We start from the raw sequence: 17,109 nt of genomic DNA on the forward strand, positions 1-17,109 counted from the left end.
AATGGAAGAGCTATTTCCAGAGCCAATAAAGCATATCGATCCGCTGAAAAAGACAGAGCGGAGAGATGTGGAAGTATATCTGTGCTGGGAGCACCTGCGCACGGTGCAGCGGCACGATAGCTCCTTTTGCTTTGAGGTACTCACGGATGCCTACTTTCTAAAGTCAGAATCACAGTACCTGTACCAGGTGCTGGGCAGGGTAAACAAAGACCTGATCGAAAGATTCAGGGAAGAGGATGCCAGCATGGTGTACAAAGTGATAACCGGGAACCACTACAAAAAATATTTCAACCTATGAAAGACTACAGCATATACCGGATGAACAGCAAAGCCTTCCAGGGCTTCATCTACCTGAAATATGTGGACGGGGAGCTGCAGCAGCTGGAGCTGAGCCCACAGATGTCACCAAAGGTATTTGATGCGGTGATGAGCGAGGTGCCCCAGCTGGAGGCAGACATCCCAAAAGGAGAGCATTATATGATGGCTTTTGCATTCGAGACATCTCCGCATTCTCCTAAAGTAACCTACCAGCCACTAAATCCCAGCACCGCCAAGGATAAGCTGATCCTTTTCTGCCACGCCTTCAAGCAATATCGGCAGGTGCCCTACTACCCCAAAGAGCACGAAAAGGCTAACATCAAGAACGTGATGGTAAACAAAGAGCTGCTGGACGTATTCTTTACCAGTCCGCTGCAGCACTTCACCATAGACAACTACATCAGCCGGTACAATATCACCCGTGACCAGGCAAAGAACGGCAAGCCCGTGAAAGACAGCTTTAAGTTTCCCGGACACTATGATGCGGCCTTTGAAAAGACGCTGAGCGGCGCAAGCCTGCAGGCCTACTGGAAGCACCTGCGCGCCAATGGATGGGAAAAGGTGACGCTGGCAAACCAGCAGAAAGTATGGAAAGAAACCGGACGTAAGTCCTGATTAAATACAGTTTAAATCAAATACAGCAATGAAGAACAAAACCAAATTTGACAGTATCGCGGGTTTCTACACGAGCCTGGCGGCCATTATCCTGGGCAATGGAATATTCATGATCTACCGGTGGTTTGAGGTGTTCACCCTCTTCGATCGGCAGCTCAGCACAGTGGACCACATCCAGCAGGACCTCACCAAAGGCTTTGCCGGAGTGATCGCCATTATCCTGGTGAATGCCGTGCTCATCGTGGCGGTAAACGCGCACACGCTGAAAGCCAAACGAGCTGCTGAAATCTCAGCGTTCCTTTTCAGTTTGTTTCTCAATATCCTTTTTTGGCAGGCATGGCAGGGAGATCTCCAAGCCATCGCTTTTAAGTTAGTGATCAGTGTGACGTTCGCACTGCTGGATGGATTCTTTGCCTACCTGTTTATAGAGAAATGGACAGAGCGCCGCGCCCTGATAGAGGGTGAGGAGGAGCTGCAGGATACGCGCAAGATCCTGACAGAGCTGGCCACCAAAAAGCACAAAGCCCAGCAGGATCTGGAACAGCTGAAAGATGAGATCGGAGATATGCGCCTGCTCGTACAGGATACCACCTGCATGGACTGTGGCCGGGAGTTTCAAAGCACGGAAGCGAGAAACAAACACTGGCATGATGAGCATGCCAGGCAGATGATAGGGAGTTAGTCCGCGTCCGGAGGATGGCGGATCTAACTAAAAGCTAAACACCGTCTGAGGCGGCACAACTAACGAAAATCATGAAAAAAGAAGAAAAACACGAATTGGCACAGGATGCTCTTAGGTACTTAGTTCAACTACTTCCGCCGGAGGAATATGGTGAAGACGAACGATGTGATGTAATCGAATATGCTTTGCAGATACTAGCCTCAGATGGCGATTTAGCGGATGTTAGGATTTCGTGCTTACAGGATGTATGGCAAAAGTGGTGCGACTCCAAAACAACAAAAGAATTTGATGAATGGTTGCATGATGAAATGCATGAAGCCTAACGACCCAGCTATCCGCTGGCTGACCACAAAAGTATCAAATGACAGAAACAGCAACCATATCGAATCAGCTTCCAAACAGCACTGACCAGCTGGCGGATCAGCGTTTGTTAGGATCTGTGGCGGTCTTATTCTGCAAACGTGATTCTGTGTACAAATCGCTGGGGGTTGATTGTTGGGATATTGATCGGGATGCGTTGAAATGGGCCGGTGGCGTTCCTTGTGTGGCACATCCTCCGTGCCGTGCCTGGGGGCAACTCGCTCACATGGACAAACCTAGACCTGGCGAAAAGGAATTAGCCTTTTTTGCCATTGACATGATCCGAAAATATGGTGGAGTTCTGGAACATCCACGAGCATCGAAACTATGGCCGGCTTACCTGCCTATGCCTGGCAAATTTGACGAATATGGAGGGTACTCAATTTGTGTGGATCAAAGTTGGTGGGGACATAAGGCAAAAAAGAACACATTACTGTATATAGTAGGTTGCCCCCAGAGGGAGCTGCCCTCTATCCCGATCAGATTTGATATGATAGAATATACGGTGAGCAGTAAAATAAAGAAGAAATCAGGACGAAGGATCAAAAAGGAAATCCCGAAGAGTGAGCGTGAGGCAACCCCCAGCGATTTCGCCAAATGGTTGATAGACGTTGCTCGTAAGTGCGGAACGAGCCGAACTGAAATATGAATACATCAAAAGACATCCAAGAGCCACAAGGCAATACTGCTAACCGTTTGTTATCCTTCGTTTTTGCGAGGGAAATACAACGGATTGCGGACCAAAAACTATGGATGTATGTGATGGATCGCCAGAGGCACATATCAGATGCCTCCGTAATTGAACTTTATGGTCATAAAATATTCAGATCACCATTTAGTGAACTGATGTATCTGTTATTATTCGAATTGCAGTATGTTAAAATGCTGAAAAAATCAGGAATTGGATTGATTACTCTTTATCGAATAACGTGCCACCGTTTAAACGCTGGACGGATGAAGGACTTAAAAACGAAATACTATGACAAACAAGCAAATTGCATTAATGGCAACAGTCCCAGCAATGACTGATGAAGAAATAGACTCAATAATTGAGTTTTTAAAGGCCGAGAATACGGAAGGCGTTTCAACTTCCTCACGCACTGAGTCTGGCGTTTCACACGGTGTTAGCGATAGGAACGCTTCACGGTCGGATTCAGATGAACCTTCCGAGGAAGTTGTCGGTGGCACGTTAGCGTTAAGAACTCAGGACGAGAATTTAGTCACAGATCCATGCGAGTATTGTGGTAAGCAGATTGAAAATCCTAAATGGAGAGTATGTGATTCATGTTACAATGAGTACACCTGGGACTAAATGTAGTCCTGATAGCGGAACAGAGTGAGGCGTTCTTAACGCTAACGAAAAAGCTAAACACCGTCTGAGGCGGGTAGAATTATGAAAAAATACGAAATAAAGAACCCTGTACTAAAAGAGTACATTCAAAATAACGAAGCTCTTTCTGCAAAAGTAGAACAAGACGGCAATCACCTTATAAGTCTTGAGGATGTGGATATTATCATCAGCAAACTAGCCTCAGATGGGGTTTCAGCGGATGTTAGCGATTGTCATTGCTCGATAGATGATTCCTGCATTGATTATTCAGCATCAAAGGTGATATGTGGTAATTGCGGTGGTGAGATGCCGAATAATCGCTAACGATTTAGCTATGGTGAGAAGCTGCACCATTCAATGTCAGCTATGAAAAATAAACGGGCGATGCAGCTTTTCATTATAGCGTGTGTTACCCACTTTTACAGAGCGATGGCAATAGTAAAATACATAGACAAAGAAGGCGGTCGAACATTTAATGTAGTACAAGCACTAAAGGACGGATGGGGTAAAGACTGGGAAGGTGAAGATGCAATAATAGGACTTAAGCTTCAAGACCGTAAAAAAGCAAAGCATAAAGTTGAAGTATCAAAAGTTGATTGGGCTTTAGGAACCATGAGAGTTCATTTTAAAGAAGGCGGTTGGCTTTGCTTTGATCATGCAATAGAGCAATTTATGTGCGTTGGCTAATTGTGGGTAATGAAAAAGCTAAACAACGTCATGAGACGATTTAATATGGAAAAACCAAATAAAGCAGACTTCCAAGTATATGATAAACACCTAGATACGGACGGAAGCTACAAGAAACTAGGTGAGGGTACATGGTATAACAACTATATGTATCAGAGAGCATTAAATGCATACAACATACGCAAGTCTCATGATGGTGATTTAGCGGATGTTAGCAACGGCCCAAAGTGCAATAGTTCAGAGGTGTATCACTCGCTGGAAATGGGAGATAGTGAATGTGGAGATTGCTTTCATGTTTGGGTTGGTTGCTAACAGCCCAAGTATCAGGCGTGAGGTTGGTTTGAGTGTTGGGGTTGATGTCTGATACTGTATGTTAGGCTTTCGTTTTTGGGTGGAAAATATTTGTGTATAAGTATAAACAAAATAAATTCTTTTGCGTACATTTGTACACATAACATAATAAATTAAAATCATGATTAAAATTGTAGAAACTAAAGGTCAGAGAATTGACACAGCGATAGTTGATTGTGTCGTCACAAAATCAGCAAAATTTGCAGTATGTATAATTATGAATGATGGTGCTAGTAAACACATCATATATGAGAATGCGCAAATGATGGATGAGAATGTCCATCTATTTTTAAGGGATAATCTTGTCAATATTGATACTGTAATAACCGACTGTTCAATAGGTACTCTACCAACAGTGGTAAAAGCCGTTGCTTTAAAAAGTGAAAACCATTTACAACATTTGACAACAAAAAGATACATCCCAATGGTTGAAAAAATCATGCATAATCTTTACAAAAGTTATTGAATAATGAATGATGAACGAGCAAAGGAATTTATTTTGGAGCGTGACGCTCTCAATAGGACTAAACTGGCAAGGCTTATAGATTGGTCGCCGCAAAGCATGAATGACTGGTTGAAGGGAAAGCGGGGCATTCCAGATGATAGGCTCAAAGACCTAGAAGCCTTGCTAGTTAATTACGGATTTGTGCGCAAGGCTAATGAAGCCTAACGCCCCAAGTAAAAAGCGTGGCTCACTATGCAAGTACCTCAGTAGTTCGGAAATCCCGAACACCTCAATTAACAGAAGCCATGATTTTTACTGTTTGTTATCTCTCGTTTAGGCGGGTCGGCTAGAAACTTTTTTAAAATATTTCGTAACTATTATAAATATAAGTCGTATATTTACCTAACGAAACTAAAAAACACGATTATGGAAACTTTAATAGTAAAAGAAAACGGAAACGAAAGCGTAAAAGCAAACTTGAGATTTAAGGTTATTAGATCAACTGTAAGTAAACACAGAAGAGATCAGTTCACTTATGATAGCTATTCTAAAGCAGTAGATAGAATGGAGGGTTTGAAGAAAATATTCAAAGCTAAAGAGTGGAGATGGGAAATAGTGATAGTTGAAGCATGAACCGCCAAAACATAATAGTATTAACAAAAGAGGACTTCACAGAAGCGTGGGGTTCTCTTACTGAATGTTGCAAAGCTCACAACTTTCCGTATCATTCATTAAAGGCAAAGAAATATCCATTTGAGCATGAGGGTTGGCATTTTAAAAAAGTTTCCTTTCGTGCGTTGGCAAATGAGAGATAACGGGCAAGAATAAACACAGTAAAAGATTATGAAAACAGAACTTAGTAAAATAGCAAAAGACCTTGAGCAAGGCACGATAACTGAAAGAGAAGCAGAAACCCTTTTATTGGGTTTATTTAGTGTTACCAAACGTTTTTCTTTCGTTGAATTACAGAACGTTTTAAGGAAGCCTAAACTTGCTTTGATAAGCACAGACTTAAAAAACATTTTAGTTAAAGGAAATGGCTGCCACTACAACAGCAAAGAAGATATTGCTTTTATAGAGAAGTATGCAGGCAAAAAGGTGCTTGTTTATGAATGGTGCGATGATTGGTGGATATGCGAAGATGATAACTACCCACTCTTTAAAAAATGTTTTGAGTTACTTGACTAAATGTTTGGTAACACCAAGCTAGGACGTTGCGGAGCGTAGCGGAGTGACTCCTAGCGACTGTTAACGTGCTGTGGCGACTTGCCCGCCGGTTGGCGGGAAGTGAGCCATGCACGGAATGTGCGGTGGGTCGGCGATTTTTAAAAGGGTTTAAAAGGGTTTAAATTAGAGGATATGGAAGAAGAAGAATTTAAGAAGAACTGCCCGAACTTGTATTCCAGCATGCAATCAAAAATGCAGTGGTATGAAGTGTACGGGATGAAATTCAAGAGCCACACTATTTTAACAAAAATGAGAATTGAGGAGCGAGCTGAGCGAACGAATTGCAGGTATTTCATAACCATGATTATAGAGAATGATCCTAAGACCATTTTTCAAACCACTTTAAATTAGAGGTATGTTAGGATGTGAAGCATATATGAGATTGGTGTGGCTGGAAGAGGTGGAGAGGCAGCTGTTTAACAACGAAACTGAAGAAGATGAAACTGACTGAATTATTTGGGGAGTATACCCGTCCGGATTTTATCGGTTGGCTGATGACTGAGGAGGGTCAGCGGCACATCGATGAGGTGTTTGCTCCGGCTGATACGGATGTGAATGCGATCAAGGCATACAGAATAGAGGTGCTGGGAAGAGAGAGTAGTTACAAACCTGAAAAATTATTGGCTCATGGATAAGTATAAGTTTATAGTAGCCAAAATAGCGGAACACTATAGCATTGCCCCGGAATTGATTTTTGGAAGGAACCAAACGACAGAAGTATCAAGGATCAGACATTTAATAGCCTATCTTTTGCGGTCTGTATGTAGGTTGAGTCTTAATCGTGTGGGTGAGATCCTTGGAGGCAGAGACCACAGCACCATTATTAATTCCATGAATGAGTTTAATGAAACAACCTACCCAGAACTATGGGCAGATCTGGATCATTTGCGATCTATGGTAATTAATATAGAGATCCCTAATAATAGATGGATATATAGCAGAATAAGAGAAGTGGAAAGTATTGAGTTTAAATACGGGGAGAATCAGGATGTTTTTGGGATCTATCGATTGAGTATCGTTTAAATATCCACATCGATCACCTGCTTTATTTCGGCGATGATCACCTTCGCTTCATCTACCTTATTCGGAGCAGAATCAAATCGTTTCTCCATTCCCTGCGCTATATCCAGCAGCTTCTCAGACCTGCCCACCAGATCTATAAGCGGCCAGTCCGGGTGCATCTCCACTAGTCGGAAAAGAGAATCCGGCACGTTCTCGTACTTTATACTAAGATCATCCGGGCAGCTTTTACTGTGCCACCGTATAGAGGTTCTAGCTATGGCATTATCAATGATGACTTCTGCGCCTTTGCGCTCGTTTATACTGTTGAATGTGATTGTCTTTTCCATTATGGTAAAGGTTTGAAAGGCGGTAACGTTTTGTAAGGGTGTGCTGCTGGTAGTTTATCCTGAATACCCATTTTATGGGCTATACAACCCAGAATCCTAGCTTCATTATCTAATGATATTGTTCCCGAAACAATACCCGCAATCATTAATAATGCGCCTGATCCATTGGTCGACCCTGATCCATATTGAAGCAGCCTGGTAGGATTTGATGAAGGAATATTGTTTGTGCCCCCGTTGAATGTCCCGGTGCTTAGTGTTTCCCCGGCATCTACTTTAAAGGACGATGACGCTCCGTCAAACTCCATTTGGTAAACATTGCCAGTAATGTTCATCGCATTATTGATCTCCTCCGCCGTAATATTAACAGAGCCCGAAACCCCCCACGAATGCACATAAAAAAAGTTTGAACAGTCGAAGTATATTCTTCGATTATTTAAATCAAGCTCAGACCCTAATAAATAAGCTATCCCCGATTGGGGGGGAAATACCAACCCATAAAATATAGTGAATGGCTGAGATATATCAGAGCCAGGTGTAAATGTCATAAAGCTAGATCCGAAATGAGTAGCAACCCGCTTTCCATTAAATGACCCAACAATGGGCTTAAAAGCTCCTGTTGATTGAGTGAGGTGGTTATTATTGCCACTTAAATCGTTTACTTGATTAAAAACGCTGGCACCCTCGTAAGTATCTAATGTGACAGTTCCATCTTCAGTAAAGTCCCACCAGGCCTCTAAACCGCTTGCTAAATCTGTAGGCTCCCACAACTCCCTCTTCGTCACCGTCACCTCATAGTCTGCTGTGCCTGAGTAGTCTCCTGATCCTGTGAAGGTGACTGTGAAAGTGTTCTCTCCGGCTGGTATATCTCCAAAAGTTTCTGCGGTTATTTCACTTGTGCTACTATTCAAGGATAGTCCATCAGGTAGGTCAACGCTTGAGTAGCTTCCTGTAGCACCAGCCGGGTCTGTGGTTGCAAACATTGGAACAAACGCTCCGTCACCAGTCTCTTCGTAAATAGTCTGCTCATCATTGCTGTAAGTCAACGAAGTGACTGGTGTAGTAGCCCCTGTAAATGCGATAGTGACCACCACCACGCCGATCACCTGACCGTACTGACTAATAGCCGCCACTTTAAATGATCCCTCGGCGGTAGGCGTGCCGGAAATCTGTCCTGATGTAGGATCCAGCACCAAACCTGAAATAATCGTGCTATTAATGTCTACTACAAATCTGGCTACATCTCCGGTAGTAGTAGCGGTGATCGTGGTAATGGGGTTGCCCTCATCAATGGTCTGGCTTGCATTGCTGTAGCTAAAGGCTGACAGGGGAGTCTCCGCCGGTAGCGAGCTGGATCTCCTGGGCACCCGTACACGCGCGGTGATCTCTATCAGATAGACCATCAGGTTCTTAGCGTCCGGATCTTTCTTTGGTTTCTTCACATCCAGTATGCAGTTGCTGATGCGGTACTGGTGTAGCAGCTCCTGGATGAGTGACGGATACTTGAGTTTTGCCTGGTACTTGGTGTCCTGGGTGCTGTTCACGTTTCCGGATTGGTTTACCATATCCTGCACCACATGCAGGGTGATGGGCACGGGCCCCTTCACATAGCCGCCCATGTCTTGCAGCTCGTACTCGCCGAATTCTATGAATACCGCAGGCCGGTTGAAAGGCAGCTGCTGATCGTTGGTAGGCTCATAGTCGTTATTGTATTCCCGAATGGTGGCGGGCTTCACGTGGCTGGCATCCGTGTAGTGGCTCTCTATTGCTCCGGCCAGCAACCGGGTTTGAATGCCTGCATAAAGTTCCTGTTCTACGTACCTCATTATAATATTCTTTTAAGTCGTTTGTCAATCATCGTCTCGATCATCTTGTCCAGCACCGGGCTGGGGCCTATAAATTGCCGCTTCGGGATGGTGATGGTCATGTATCTCTTTTTCGTGAGTGCCATCGCCTTCCACATATCATTTTTTGTCTGGTACCACATAGCCCAGAAGAAACGCCTGCTCTTGGCGGTGACCTTCACTTTTAGCTGGCCGCCTTTGTTGTGGATCCCGGCATAGTCCAGGTCAGATCCGGCCTCTACTTTTCCGCCCGGTATGGTCTTAAACTTCTGCGACCTCCTGAGCCTGCCGCTCTGCTTTCCTACCAGTATGGCCCGGCCTTGCCTGCTCGGATCCTTTCGTGGCTCCCACTTTTCAAAGCTCGTGCCCTGGAATCCCTGCTTGTCCCAGTTGTCCAGGATGAAATTCACGATCTCCGTACCTACCAGGTAGGGCAGCTCCAGCCGGAACTTATTGAGCGCTATGGCGGCTTGTTTAGGTGTCACCGTCTGGCTTTTTAAGGTTCCACAAATTGTCTGCTGCCTGCTGGTCCTCCGATGCTACCTCATAGTACGGGTGATTTTTCGGGAATACCGCTTTTTGCTTTCCTGGATTAAACCTGAACATTTCTGGTATTCCTGTTGGATCAGGAAGCTTATTAGGAGAGGTAACCTCCGCCTCAGCTAACATTTGGAGTAAACATCTACATCCATAGTCTAATAATGGCGTTAACCATTCCCAGATTGGATCGTCCCATCTTCTAGTTATACCATGATATTTTTTGTGACGACTCACAGTGTCTAGGATAGCGCTAAATCTTAGATAGGGCTTGGCCGCAGAATTTTCTTCAACCTGAAGCCAGAATTCTGCGGCTTGTGCATTACCTACAGCCATGTTATATTCAGTGCGCAGGTAGTTTAGATCGTACTGCTGGTGCAGTTTCAATACTTCATCCCGGAACTCTGCAAACGGGCGGATCACTCCGGCCTCATTGATTAGCAGCTTACTGGCTTCCTGCAGCTCCTGGTAGGTTTTAAAGCCGGAGAATACAAAGACGTTCTCGCGCAGCTGCAGCATGAGCTCGTGCTCTTTGGTGCCGGGGGTGAGTTTATTGAATGCCTCGCTAAATCCCTGATCGAGTGCGGTTGTGAGCTGTGCGCTGATCAGGTCAAAAAGCTCCTGGTCTACGTCACCTGCTTTTATCGATCCCTCATGCATCTGTTTGATGATGCGCTCCCAGGCTTTTTCAAAGTCTGATTGTGAGCTGAGCTTGACAACCCCCTTGTCCCCTTTTAAAGGGGGAATTACTGTTGAGTATAGGGTCTTTAACCGCGCATTCAGGCTAGTCTTTTTTTTTTCGGGCTCTGGGTTGGGGTCAATGTTATCCTTTGCTGGAAGTTGAATTACATCCCCACGTTCCTCCGGATGCGGAATGCCGAACTCATTGTAATAGTCCTCGGCGGAGATCTTCAAGCCTTTCTCTATGGCTTTGTTCCACATTTCCTGCTTTTTCTCCATGCTCACGCGTTCGGTCTCCTGGAAGTATCCTTTGATGCCCTCCAGCGGATAGCCGTGTTTGATGGCCAGCGGACGGAACTGATAATTGAGGACGTACTCCATCCATAGCCTATCCTCCAGGTTCACACCTTCCTCCACTTCTTTGTGGATGCCGCCAAGCGCATACGATCCTTTGCCGTCTGTGCCGGTAGTGAGTGTCTGCCCCAGCACAGTGATGGTGATCTCTTCGTTCAGCGCCTTGCGTAGTGAATCAAATGCGCCATTGCTGGAGGCGGAGCTGGTGCCGTCTTTCACAAACTCCACCCGTGTCTGGTTTTCCGGGAGGACAGCCCAGGCTGCCGCTCCTTGCTTTTGCGCCTGCTGTACTGCCTCCGCCCGTGCGTTCTTAACATGTGGGCTGTAGTAGTAGATGCGGAAAGGCATACCAAAGACTTCATTGTATGTAGCCCAGAATGCCATATTGTCCCGCTTCATCAGCACGTATGGGATCAGCTGGGTGAGCAGTCCCAGATCATCAGGCTCGCCTACCTCCAGGATCCAATTGCATGCGGGCTCCTCGGCATAGCTGCGCCCGCTGGATCCAAGCACGTGATCGGTGATGATCTGCTGCTGAGGGATCACATTTTTACGCGGCAGGATCTTGGTGTCATTAAAGAGCCCGTCCTGGTCCTGAAAGAACTCAATGACGGTGTGACCTCTCACCACCCTGGACCACACTTGCTTTAATAGCTTCATAAACCAGGGGCTGGCAAAGTTGTCAATAAATCGCTCATCCTCCAGACCTTCCCAAATGAAAGGGGTGGTGGTGACTGCCCGCTCGCGCTTGGAGATTACGGAGTTAAGGAAGCCGTCCATCAGGAGTATGTCCTCATGCATTTCGTGGAGCTCCTTTCTTCGGGGGTTAGAAAGGCTGGTGGCGGACTTGATGGACCTGAGCCATTTAGAAATTGTTTTGTTGCCCAGGTGTGCCTCACCTATTTCAATGGGTTGATTGAGCACCTGCACCATTCGGTTGCCGGGCTTTACGCTGGCCTCCGGAGCGGTTTTATCACCGGAGGTGTTTTCTTTGAGTCTGACGTTCTTTATTCCCATTTTGGTGTCATTGTATTGTTCAAATCTTTTCGTGCATTCTAGGGGTGGTTAAACACCACTTAAAAGGTATATCCCTTCTTAGTCTCACTCCCGTACTGCACGGTTTTCATATTTTGCTCTTCCTCGGCTACCTGTGGCAGCTGTGGCGATACCTCGCCGGACGCTGCGGCCTTCAGCCAATCGATGGCCATGTCGTGCTCCTGCACCCGCAAGTCCGGGATCTGATTTGGTGAGATCCTTGCATGCGCTTTGTACAGCGCCAGCTTGCAGCAGATCTCCACCAGCTTGGCATTGCGCGGATCGTCCTCCGTCCAGTTGGCCCCCTCTGCCGGGGTATCATTGACGGTGGTCAGAGCCTTCCAAAAGATATTATTGGAGACCCGGTACGCTCCGGCAGCAATCATCGCGGCGGTCAGTGTCTCATCGGCATCATAGTCTTTGATGTTTGGAAAGGTGTAGTCTGTCCAGTAGAATCCGGATCCCACTTCACCATCATCGCTGAGGTTGTCGCCGCTTGGTGTTTTGTTTCGGTTGTCCACCGCGTTTGCATCGGGTGGCAGTAGTGCCCGGACAAACGTGCCATTGTAGTCTACATAATCGCTGGGCTGGTAAAGCATACGGCTGTTCCACTTGGTAATGGCCGGGAAGAGGTTGGAGATGTCAAACCGGGCATTGAGGTAGCTCATCATTTCTATGATGGCAGACTCCTCGCACTCGCGCAGGATGGCGGAGTTGGCTATCTCATCTTTGATCTCTGTCTGGATTATCTGCTGGTAGTCGGTATCAAGTACGAATATTTTAGAGGCCATTGTTATGGTATTTAGTAGTTGGTATTTTGGTATCCAAAATAGCAGGCCGGGGAACACCTAACCGAACCCGACCCGCCTGGCAGAATAGGAGATCTTTAGTCCTTTTCCTTTTTCTGAGCTGCTTTGAGTCCAGCGATCTCCTTTTTCAGTTTGTCTACATCCTTCGTGTGGGCATCTTTCAGTTTTTTCAATTCTGCTTTATGGGCATCATTGAGGATTTTCTCAGCTGCTTTCACGGCCTCATCTACCCTGGTTTGCGTCTGAGCGAGCACACCCTCCTCTATCTCTTTGGCCAGCCCTACCTGCTCCTCCACTTTTTTCACCATTTCTTCATTCTTCTCTTTGAGCGCATCAAAAGCATCCTGCTTTACTTGGAGCGCTGCTTTATTGTCCTCCCGGAGTTTGGTCACATTTTCCCCATGCTCCTCTTTAAGGGTTTTCAGATCCTCGGCATGTTGGCTTTTGATCTCTTCCAGCTCCTGCTGGTGACCTGTTTTGATGCTTTGGATCTCTTCGATGCTCACTGAGCTATCGGCATTATCCGCAAAGTTGATGATGCGTTTTACCAAATCTTTGTTGTTTGCTTTCTGGTCGGCGTTGGGAAAATAGGTGTTTGCTATTTCCTGAGCTTCTGCATGTAAATTTTTCATGATATTATTAGTGTTTTAAAATTGAAATTTGCTTGTACGTCTGGGGCCCAGGTGTATGGGCTCGCTGGCCATAATTCTGTCCATCAAAAGGTGCATCGCTCCTTCGCATGCATCGGGCCCGTCTTTTAATGTCTTCTTGCCCGGCTGAAATGCCAGGAACTGCTCAATAAGTGTTTTCATGTGGTGGCTGCTCTCTTCCGCTTTATTGAAGTACACATTGCCCCGCTCAAATGCCCCGGCCAGGCTTTGGATCCGAAGGTCTTTGTTTGGTTTCTTTCGGGTATCGCCGAGCAGGGGAATGGGATAGCCTTTACTTTCAGCCGCTGCTTTGAAATCATCGTATAGCATATCCAGCATAAAGACCTCTTCCATGTACCACCGGCAGGCTGCCGACTGGTCTCTGAGCCAGCCGTGCAGATCGTAGTGCCATTCTACCGCTTCCATGCGGGTGGCTTTTCCGGTATACGTTTTAATGATGTGGTACTCACCTTTTAAAATGCCGACAAGTACCAGGCTCTTAGAGTCGCTGGTGGCCGTGTCTTTGTAGCCACCATCGTAGTATGCCACCATGTCATTATACTGATTGAAGGATGGCAGGCTTTTAAACTGCATCCATTCACGTTTGAATGTCTTGCCTTCGGTGATAGGGTTATTGTACAACTCCGTTTGTGCTGCAGCATAGCCCAGCTCTATCTCCAGGTTGTCCACCTCCAGCTCGGTGAACTTCTCCGGCCAGGTGAGCTTTCCATTCTTATCCCGGATGTTCACCTTGCTGATGTGGTAGTGGGTATTGATCGGGTTGCTGGTATCCTGACCCAGCTGGGTGAGCTTGTCAATGTTGTCTTTGAAACGGTGCACGAGCTTGGCGATGATGGACTTCTCGTGCATGATGTTGTTTGGGATGAGCACACGCCCACGGCCTACATCCATCGAAGGTATGAGTGCGCGCATGATCCAGTCGATTCGTTTATCGATCAGCGATTCGTTTAGCACGGTCTGATCATCATCTATATCATCCAGCACGTAGAGATCCGGACGGTGCTGCCTGTTACGCAAACCCCGTGGGGACTGTCCCATACCCAGCGCGACAAAGCTGGTGCCGTCTTTGGTGGTAAACTCGCCCTCTTCCCAGGTGCCCATCTTGATTTGCTTACCATAGTCACCATTGTACTTATTGTTTCCCTGCAGCTCAGCCTGGAGATCTGAGAGCAACCGCTTGGCCGCATCCAGAGACTTACTGATCAGCACCATCGTGTGGAACTGCTTTGGCTGCTGGATCTTGAGCCACATCGGGATGAAGATGTTTGTGTGCACGGACTTCCCGGCAAAGCGGAACCACGCCACGATCACCCGGAGGATGGGGTACTTAAGAATAAGGTTTGCCAGCCGCACCTGAAAGTCTGAGCACTCCGCTGTGGCATAGTGTGGGAAGTACTCGCCCACGAAATAGCGATAGTCCTTTCGCGCTTTGGCTTTTCGTTTTTCGCGCTGCTCTTCGGATTCCTGCAGGTTTACAGGCGTGGCATTCTTCACCCACTGCAGGTGCTCCTCAAAGCTGTCGAACGCCCGGCGCTCTTTGTAGTTCGATGTGCGGTAGAACTTACTCATTTGGCATCAGGCTTAGTACAAATTCCCGCTGGTGTTCAATAAACTCTTTGGCCAGGTCTAGCTGTCCGGACTTGATGAGGTGCTCGTTAAATCCCTTGAATACCAGGGTGGCGGTCTGGACGTTCAGCTCGCGCTCCAGATTTTTTACTGTCGCCGATAGTTTCAGCACCTGGTCCGTCTCCTTAGAGTTGAGGACACGATCATCTTTGTCAGCCAGATCATAGATTGCCTGGCTTGCTTTGTAGGCATTCATGATCAGCTGATTGTTGCTGATCGTTTTCACCTTCCTTAGCTCCTCCCACTTCCCTTCTTTTTTCCATCTGGAGATCTGGGTCTCGCTGGTTTTCACATAATCGGAAATCTCTTTGCCGGTCATGCCGGTCATATAGAGGCTTTCGGCCAATATTCTTTTCTCCTTATTCGTGATTTTACCTGCCATTGGGGGTATTGATTTGATACAAATGTGCGGCAGGAAAACAGCTTTATAAACTTAGTAAAATTCAAAACTAAGAAACCTCTTAGTTGAGCTAAGAAACCTCTTATTTTTAAAATTTAGTGGTTTTTTGGTATGGTATGGCTGCTATTTCTTTGGCTTTGTAATCATTGAAAAGTACAAAATGAAACGCAAGCCATTCATTCTTTTAAAGCTCGATTCCGCCACTGCGGAGATCCTGGTCTACGGCGCGATTGCCAGCTGGAGTGATAACAATGCGAAAGCATTTAAAATGGAATTGAAGAAAGCTGAGGAAGATGGCTATACAAACCTAAAAGTTCGGATCAACTCTGTAGGTGGTGAGGTGTTTGACGGGCTGGCTATGATCCAGTCATTGCGTGACACTAAGCTCAATATCTCCATTCATATTGACGGGCTGGCGGCTAGTATGGCCAGCGTATTTGTAACCGTGCCTAAAGCAAAGGTATACATGAGCAAGAATGCCAGGTTGATGATTCATCAAAGCAACGGCTGGCAAGAAGGGGGCAGTGAGGATATGCGCCGACAGGCTGATCTGATGGATTCTTTCAATGAGCAAATGGCAGAACTCTATGCCAAGCGAGTGGGCAAGGATAAGCAATGGGTGCTGGACAACTGGATGGAACACGGAAAAGACACCTGGTTTACTGCTGACGAAGCACTAAAGGCAGGACTGGTCGATGAAATCGAGGATGGTCTGGTGAGCGAGAATGAGGAACAGGAAGTGCGAAACATTGCCGCCCGCTATGATGATGAGTTGATGCCGACCGAACCACAAAAACAAACTAAAAACGGAAATAAGATGAAAAATCTAATTGCACTATTTACGATGCTTACCAGCATCCAATTTGAAAAAGCACCGGTGGTGGCGATTGAGCCTTCAGGTGAAAAAGGAGCGCCCACTGAGGATGATCTGAAGAAAGGCATAAGCATGCTGACTGCCAAGTTTGACGAGGTGGCTGCTGAAAATGTGAAGCTGAAAAAGCAGATCAAAGATGATGCGAAAAAGAACCTGGAGGACAAGGCTAAAATGCTGGTGAACACAGCGAAAGAAGCCGGGAAGATAGTGGATGCTCAGGTGGCTACCTATGAAAAGCTGGCACTGGCTGATTTTGAAAGCACAGAGGCGGCATTGAATGGGATGAAAGGACGTGATCCATTAAGTGGTGGAGCACCACCAGCTAACCCAAACGATCCATTGCTAAAACTTAGCTGGGATGAGGCGCACAAGCAGGACAAGCTGGAGCTGATCAAAGAGAAGCACCCGGAGCACTTCGCGCAGTTGAAAGCTGAGAAGTTTCCCGAAGCGTAAGCGGCATAAATCAATTTTTAAAAACTCAAAAACTCAAATAATCATGGGAAAAGTAAGATACCCTTTTAATGACGCGGAGGCGCTTTCGATTGAAGATGCTGGCACCAGCACGCTTCAAATTGACGGCCCTGCCATTGCGTCCATAGACACGCCCGGACAGGAGATCACAGCACTAAGCTTGCTGGCCGGAGACACACTGATGGCGGGCGATGAAGTGGTGGTAGATATTTCGCAGGGAGCAACCGGCCGGGATGTGACTTTCGGATCTGCAGGCAGCACTATTGTAGCCCCGGCTCTGACGGGTGTAGCAAATGACCGTGACGTGATCACACTCGTGTGGACAGCCACTGAATTTATCGCAAAGACTGCCTGGCTGAAAATTGTAGACGCTGCTTAATCAGTGATTAAGAGCTGAGCAAAAAGGACTTTAAGGACTAATTGAAAACTCAAAATATCAAGGACTA

At 46.4% G+C, this 17,109-nt stretch carries 26 protein-coding genes; 18 read left to right on the top strand and 8 right to left on the bottom strand.

Going from position 1 to position 17,109, the window contains the following annotated elements:
- Nucleotide 1 precedes the first annotated feature (1 nt).
- The 16 genes from RLN88_RS04185 to RLN88_RS04260 all read left to right on the top strand — a co-directional run bounded on the left by RLN88_RS04185 (nt 2) and on the right by RLN88_RS04260 (nt 7,038).
- Nucleotides 2–298, top strand: coding sequence for a hypothetical protein (locus RLN88_RS04185; RefSeq protein ID WP_350220129.1), 297 nt, complete (start codon nt 2–4; stop codon nt 296–298).
- A complete protein-coding gene (locus RLN88_RS04190; RefSeq protein WP_350220130.1) occupies nt 295–933 on the top strand; it encodes a hypothetical protein in 639 nt (212 codons plus the stop codon). Before RLN88_RS04185 ends, RLN88_RS04190 begins: the two co-directional genes overlap by 4 nt.
- A gap of 28 nt (nt 934–961) precedes the next feature.
- Entirely contained in the window at nt 962–1,615 is a 654-nt protein-coding gene (locus tag RLN88_RS04195; protein WP_350220131.1) for a hypothetical protein, read from the top strand.
- 71 nt (nt 1,616–1,686) lie between these two features.
- The gene (locus tag RLN88_RS04200) at nt 1,687–1,938 is read left to right on the top strand and encodes a hypothetical protein (protein WP_350220132.1); all 252 of its coding nucleotides are present in this window, start codon (nt 1,687–1,689) and stop codon (nt 1,936–1,938) included.
- A 38-nt stretch (nt 1,939–1,976) separates the two neighbouring features.
- On the top strand, nt 1,977–2,624 hold the full coding sequence (locus RLN88_RS04205; protein ID WP_350220133.1) for a hypothetical protein: 648 nt from the start codon (nt 1,977–1,979) through the stop codon (nt 2,622–2,624).
- A 330-nt stretch (nt 2,625–2,954) separates the two neighbouring features.
- Nucleotides 2,955–3,287, top strand: coding sequence for a hypothetical protein (locus tag RLN88_RS04210; protein ID WP_350220134.1), 333 nt, complete (start codon nt 2,955–2,957; stop codon nt 3,285–3,287).
- Between the two features lie 81 nt (nt 3,288–3,368).
- Nucleotides 3,369–3,629, top strand: coding sequence for a hypothetical protein (locus RLN88_RS04215; RefSeq protein ID WP_350220135.1), 261 nt, complete (start codon nt 3,369–3,371; stop codon nt 3,627–3,629).
- A gap of 42 nt (nt 3,630–3,671) precedes the next feature.
- Nucleotides 3,672–3,992 carry a hypothetical protein gene (locus tag RLN88_RS04220; RefSeq protein ID WP_350220136.1) on the top strand — a complete coding sequence of 107 codons (321 nt, stop codon included), beginning with the start codon at nt 3,672–3,674 and terminating at the stop codon, nt 3,990–3,992.
- A gap of 9 nt (nt 3,993–4,001) precedes the next feature.
- Nucleotides 4,002–4,304, top strand: a complete 303-nt coding sequence (locus tag RLN88_RS04225) for a hypothetical protein (protein ID WP_350220137.1) — start codon at nt 4,002–4,004, stop codon at nt 4,302–4,304.
- Between the two features lie 160 nt (nt 4,305–4,464).
- Nucleotides 4,465–4,809: a hypothetical protein gene (locus RLN88_RS04230; protein ID WP_350220138.1), complete on the top strand. Its 345-nt coding sequence runs from the start codon at nt 4,465–4,467 to the stop codon at nt 4,807–4,809.
- Between the two features lie 3 nt (nt 4,810–4,812).
- On the top strand, nt 4,813–5,013 hold the full coding sequence (locus tag RLN88_RS04235) for a helix-turn-helix domain-containing protein (RefSeq protein ID WP_350220139.1): 201 nt from the start codon (nt 4,813–4,815) through the stop codon (nt 5,011–5,013).
- Between the two features lie 201 nt (nt 5,014–5,214).
- Nucleotides 5,215–5,421 carry a hypothetical protein gene (locus RLN88_RS04240; RefSeq protein ID WP_350220140.1) on the top strand — a complete coding sequence of 69 codons (207 nt, stop codon included), beginning with the start codon at nt 5,215–5,217 and terminating at the stop codon, nt 5,419–5,421.
- A gap of 210 nt (nt 5,422–5,631) precedes the next feature.
- Nucleotides 5,632–5,976, top strand: coding sequence for a hypothetical protein (locus RLN88_RS04245; RefSeq protein WP_350220141.1), 345 nt, complete (start codon nt 5,632–5,634; stop codon nt 5,974–5,976).
- Nucleotides 5,977–6,147: 171 nt separating this feature from the next.
- Nucleotides 6,148–6,366 (top strand): hypothetical protein, encoded by a 219-nt coding sequence (locus RLN88_RS04250; protein ID WP_350220142.1) that lies wholly within the window; start codon nt 6,148–6,150, stop codon nt 6,364–6,366.
- An 86-nt stretch (nt 6,367–6,452) separates the two neighbouring features.
- Nucleotides 6,453–6,650 (top strand): hypothetical protein, encoded by a 198-nt coding sequence (locus RLN88_RS04255; protein ID WP_350220143.1) that lies wholly within the window; start codon nt 6,453–6,455, stop codon nt 6,648–6,650.
- Nucleotides 6,643–7,038 (top strand): helix-turn-helix domain-containing protein, encoded by a 396-nt coding sequence (locus RLN88_RS04260; protein WP_350220144.1) that lies wholly within the window; start codon nt 6,643–6,645, stop codon nt 7,036–7,038. The genes RLN88_RS04255 and RLN88_RS04260 overlap by 8 nt, the downstream gene beginning before the upstream one ends.
- Here RLN88_RS04260 and RLN88_RS04265 read toward each other — a convergent pair.
- The 8 genes from RLN88_RS04265 to RLN88_RS04300 all read right to left on the bottom strand — a co-directional run bounded on the left by RLN88_RS04265 (nt 7,035) and on the right by RLN88_RS04300 (nt 15,300).
- On the bottom strand, nt 7,035–7,364 hold the full coding sequence (locus tag RLN88_RS04265) for a hypothetical protein (protein WP_350220145.1): 330 nt from the start codon (nt 7,362–7,364) through the stop codon (nt 7,035–7,037). The genes RLN88_RS04260 and RLN88_RS04265 overlap by 4 nt on opposite strands.
- Nucleotides 7,364–9,187: an Ig domain-containing protein gene (locus tag RLN88_RS04270; RefSeq protein ID WP_350220146.1), complete on the bottom strand. Its 1,824-nt coding sequence runs from the start codon at nt 9,185–9,187 to the stop codon at nt 7,364–7,366. Before RLN88_RS04270 ends, RLN88_RS04265 begins: the two co-directional genes overlap by 1 nt.
- The gene (locus RLN88_RS04275; RefSeq protein ID WP_350220147.1) at nt 9,187–9,690 is read right to left on the bottom strand and encodes a phage virion morphogenesis family protein; all 504 of its coding nucleotides are present in this window, start codon (nt 9,688–9,690) and stop codon (nt 9,187–9,189) included. The genes RLN88_RS04270 and RLN88_RS04275 overlap by 1 nt, the downstream gene beginning before the upstream one ends.
- Nucleotides 9,680–11,794: a phage portal protein family protein gene (locus RLN88_RS04280; RefSeq protein ID WP_350220148.1), complete on the bottom strand. Its 2,115-nt coding sequence runs from the start codon at nt 11,792–11,794 to the stop codon at nt 9,680–9,682. Before RLN88_RS04280 ends, RLN88_RS04275 begins: the two co-directional genes overlap by 11 nt.
- Nucleotides 11,795–11,853: 59 nt before the next feature.
- Nucleotides 11,854–12,603 (bottom strand): phage protein Gp36 family protein, encoded by a 750-nt coding sequence (locus RLN88_RS04285; RefSeq protein WP_350220149.1) that lies wholly within the window; start codon nt 12,601–12,603, stop codon nt 11,854–11,856.
- 95 nt (nt 12,604–12,698) lie between these two features.
- Nucleotides 12,699–13,253, bottom strand: coding sequence for a hypothetical protein (locus RLN88_RS04290; protein ID WP_350220150.1), 555 nt, complete (start codon nt 13,251–13,253; stop codon nt 12,699–12,701).
- A gap of 15 nt (nt 13,254–13,268) precedes the next feature.
- Nucleotides 13,269–14,861, bottom strand: coding sequence for a phage terminase large subunit family protein (locus tag RLN88_RS04295; RefSeq protein ID WP_350220151.1), 1,593 nt, complete (start codon nt 14,859–14,861; stop codon nt 13,269–13,271).
- Complete coding sequence (locus RLN88_RS04300; RefSeq protein WP_350220152.1) at nt 14,854–15,300, bottom strand: hypothetical protein; 447 nt, start codon at nt 15,298–15,300, stop codon at nt 14,854–14,856. The genes RLN88_RS04295 and RLN88_RS04300 overlap by 8 nt, the downstream gene beginning before the upstream one ends.
- Nucleotides 15,301–15,478: 178 nt before the next feature.
- Here RLN88_RS04300 and RLN88_RS04305 point away from each other — a divergent pair, with 178 nt between their 5' ends.
- Complete coding sequence (locus tag RLN88_RS04305; RefSeq protein WP_350220153.1) at nt 15,479–16,645, top strand: head maturation protease, ClpP-related; 1,167 nt, start codon at nt 15,479–15,481, stop codon at nt 16,643–16,645.
- A 43-nt stretch (nt 16,646–16,688) separates the two neighbouring features.
- Nucleotides 16,689–17,042, top strand: coding sequence for a hypothetical protein (locus RLN88_RS04310; protein WP_350220154.1), 354 nt, complete (start codon nt 16,689–16,691; stop codon nt 17,040–17,042).
- Nucleotides 17,043–17,109 lie beyond the last annotated feature (67 nt).

The organism is Ekhidna sp., from assembly GCF_040223195.1.
Lineage (GTDB): Bacteria > Bacteroidota > Bacteroidia > Cytophagales > Cyclobacteriaceae > Ekhidna.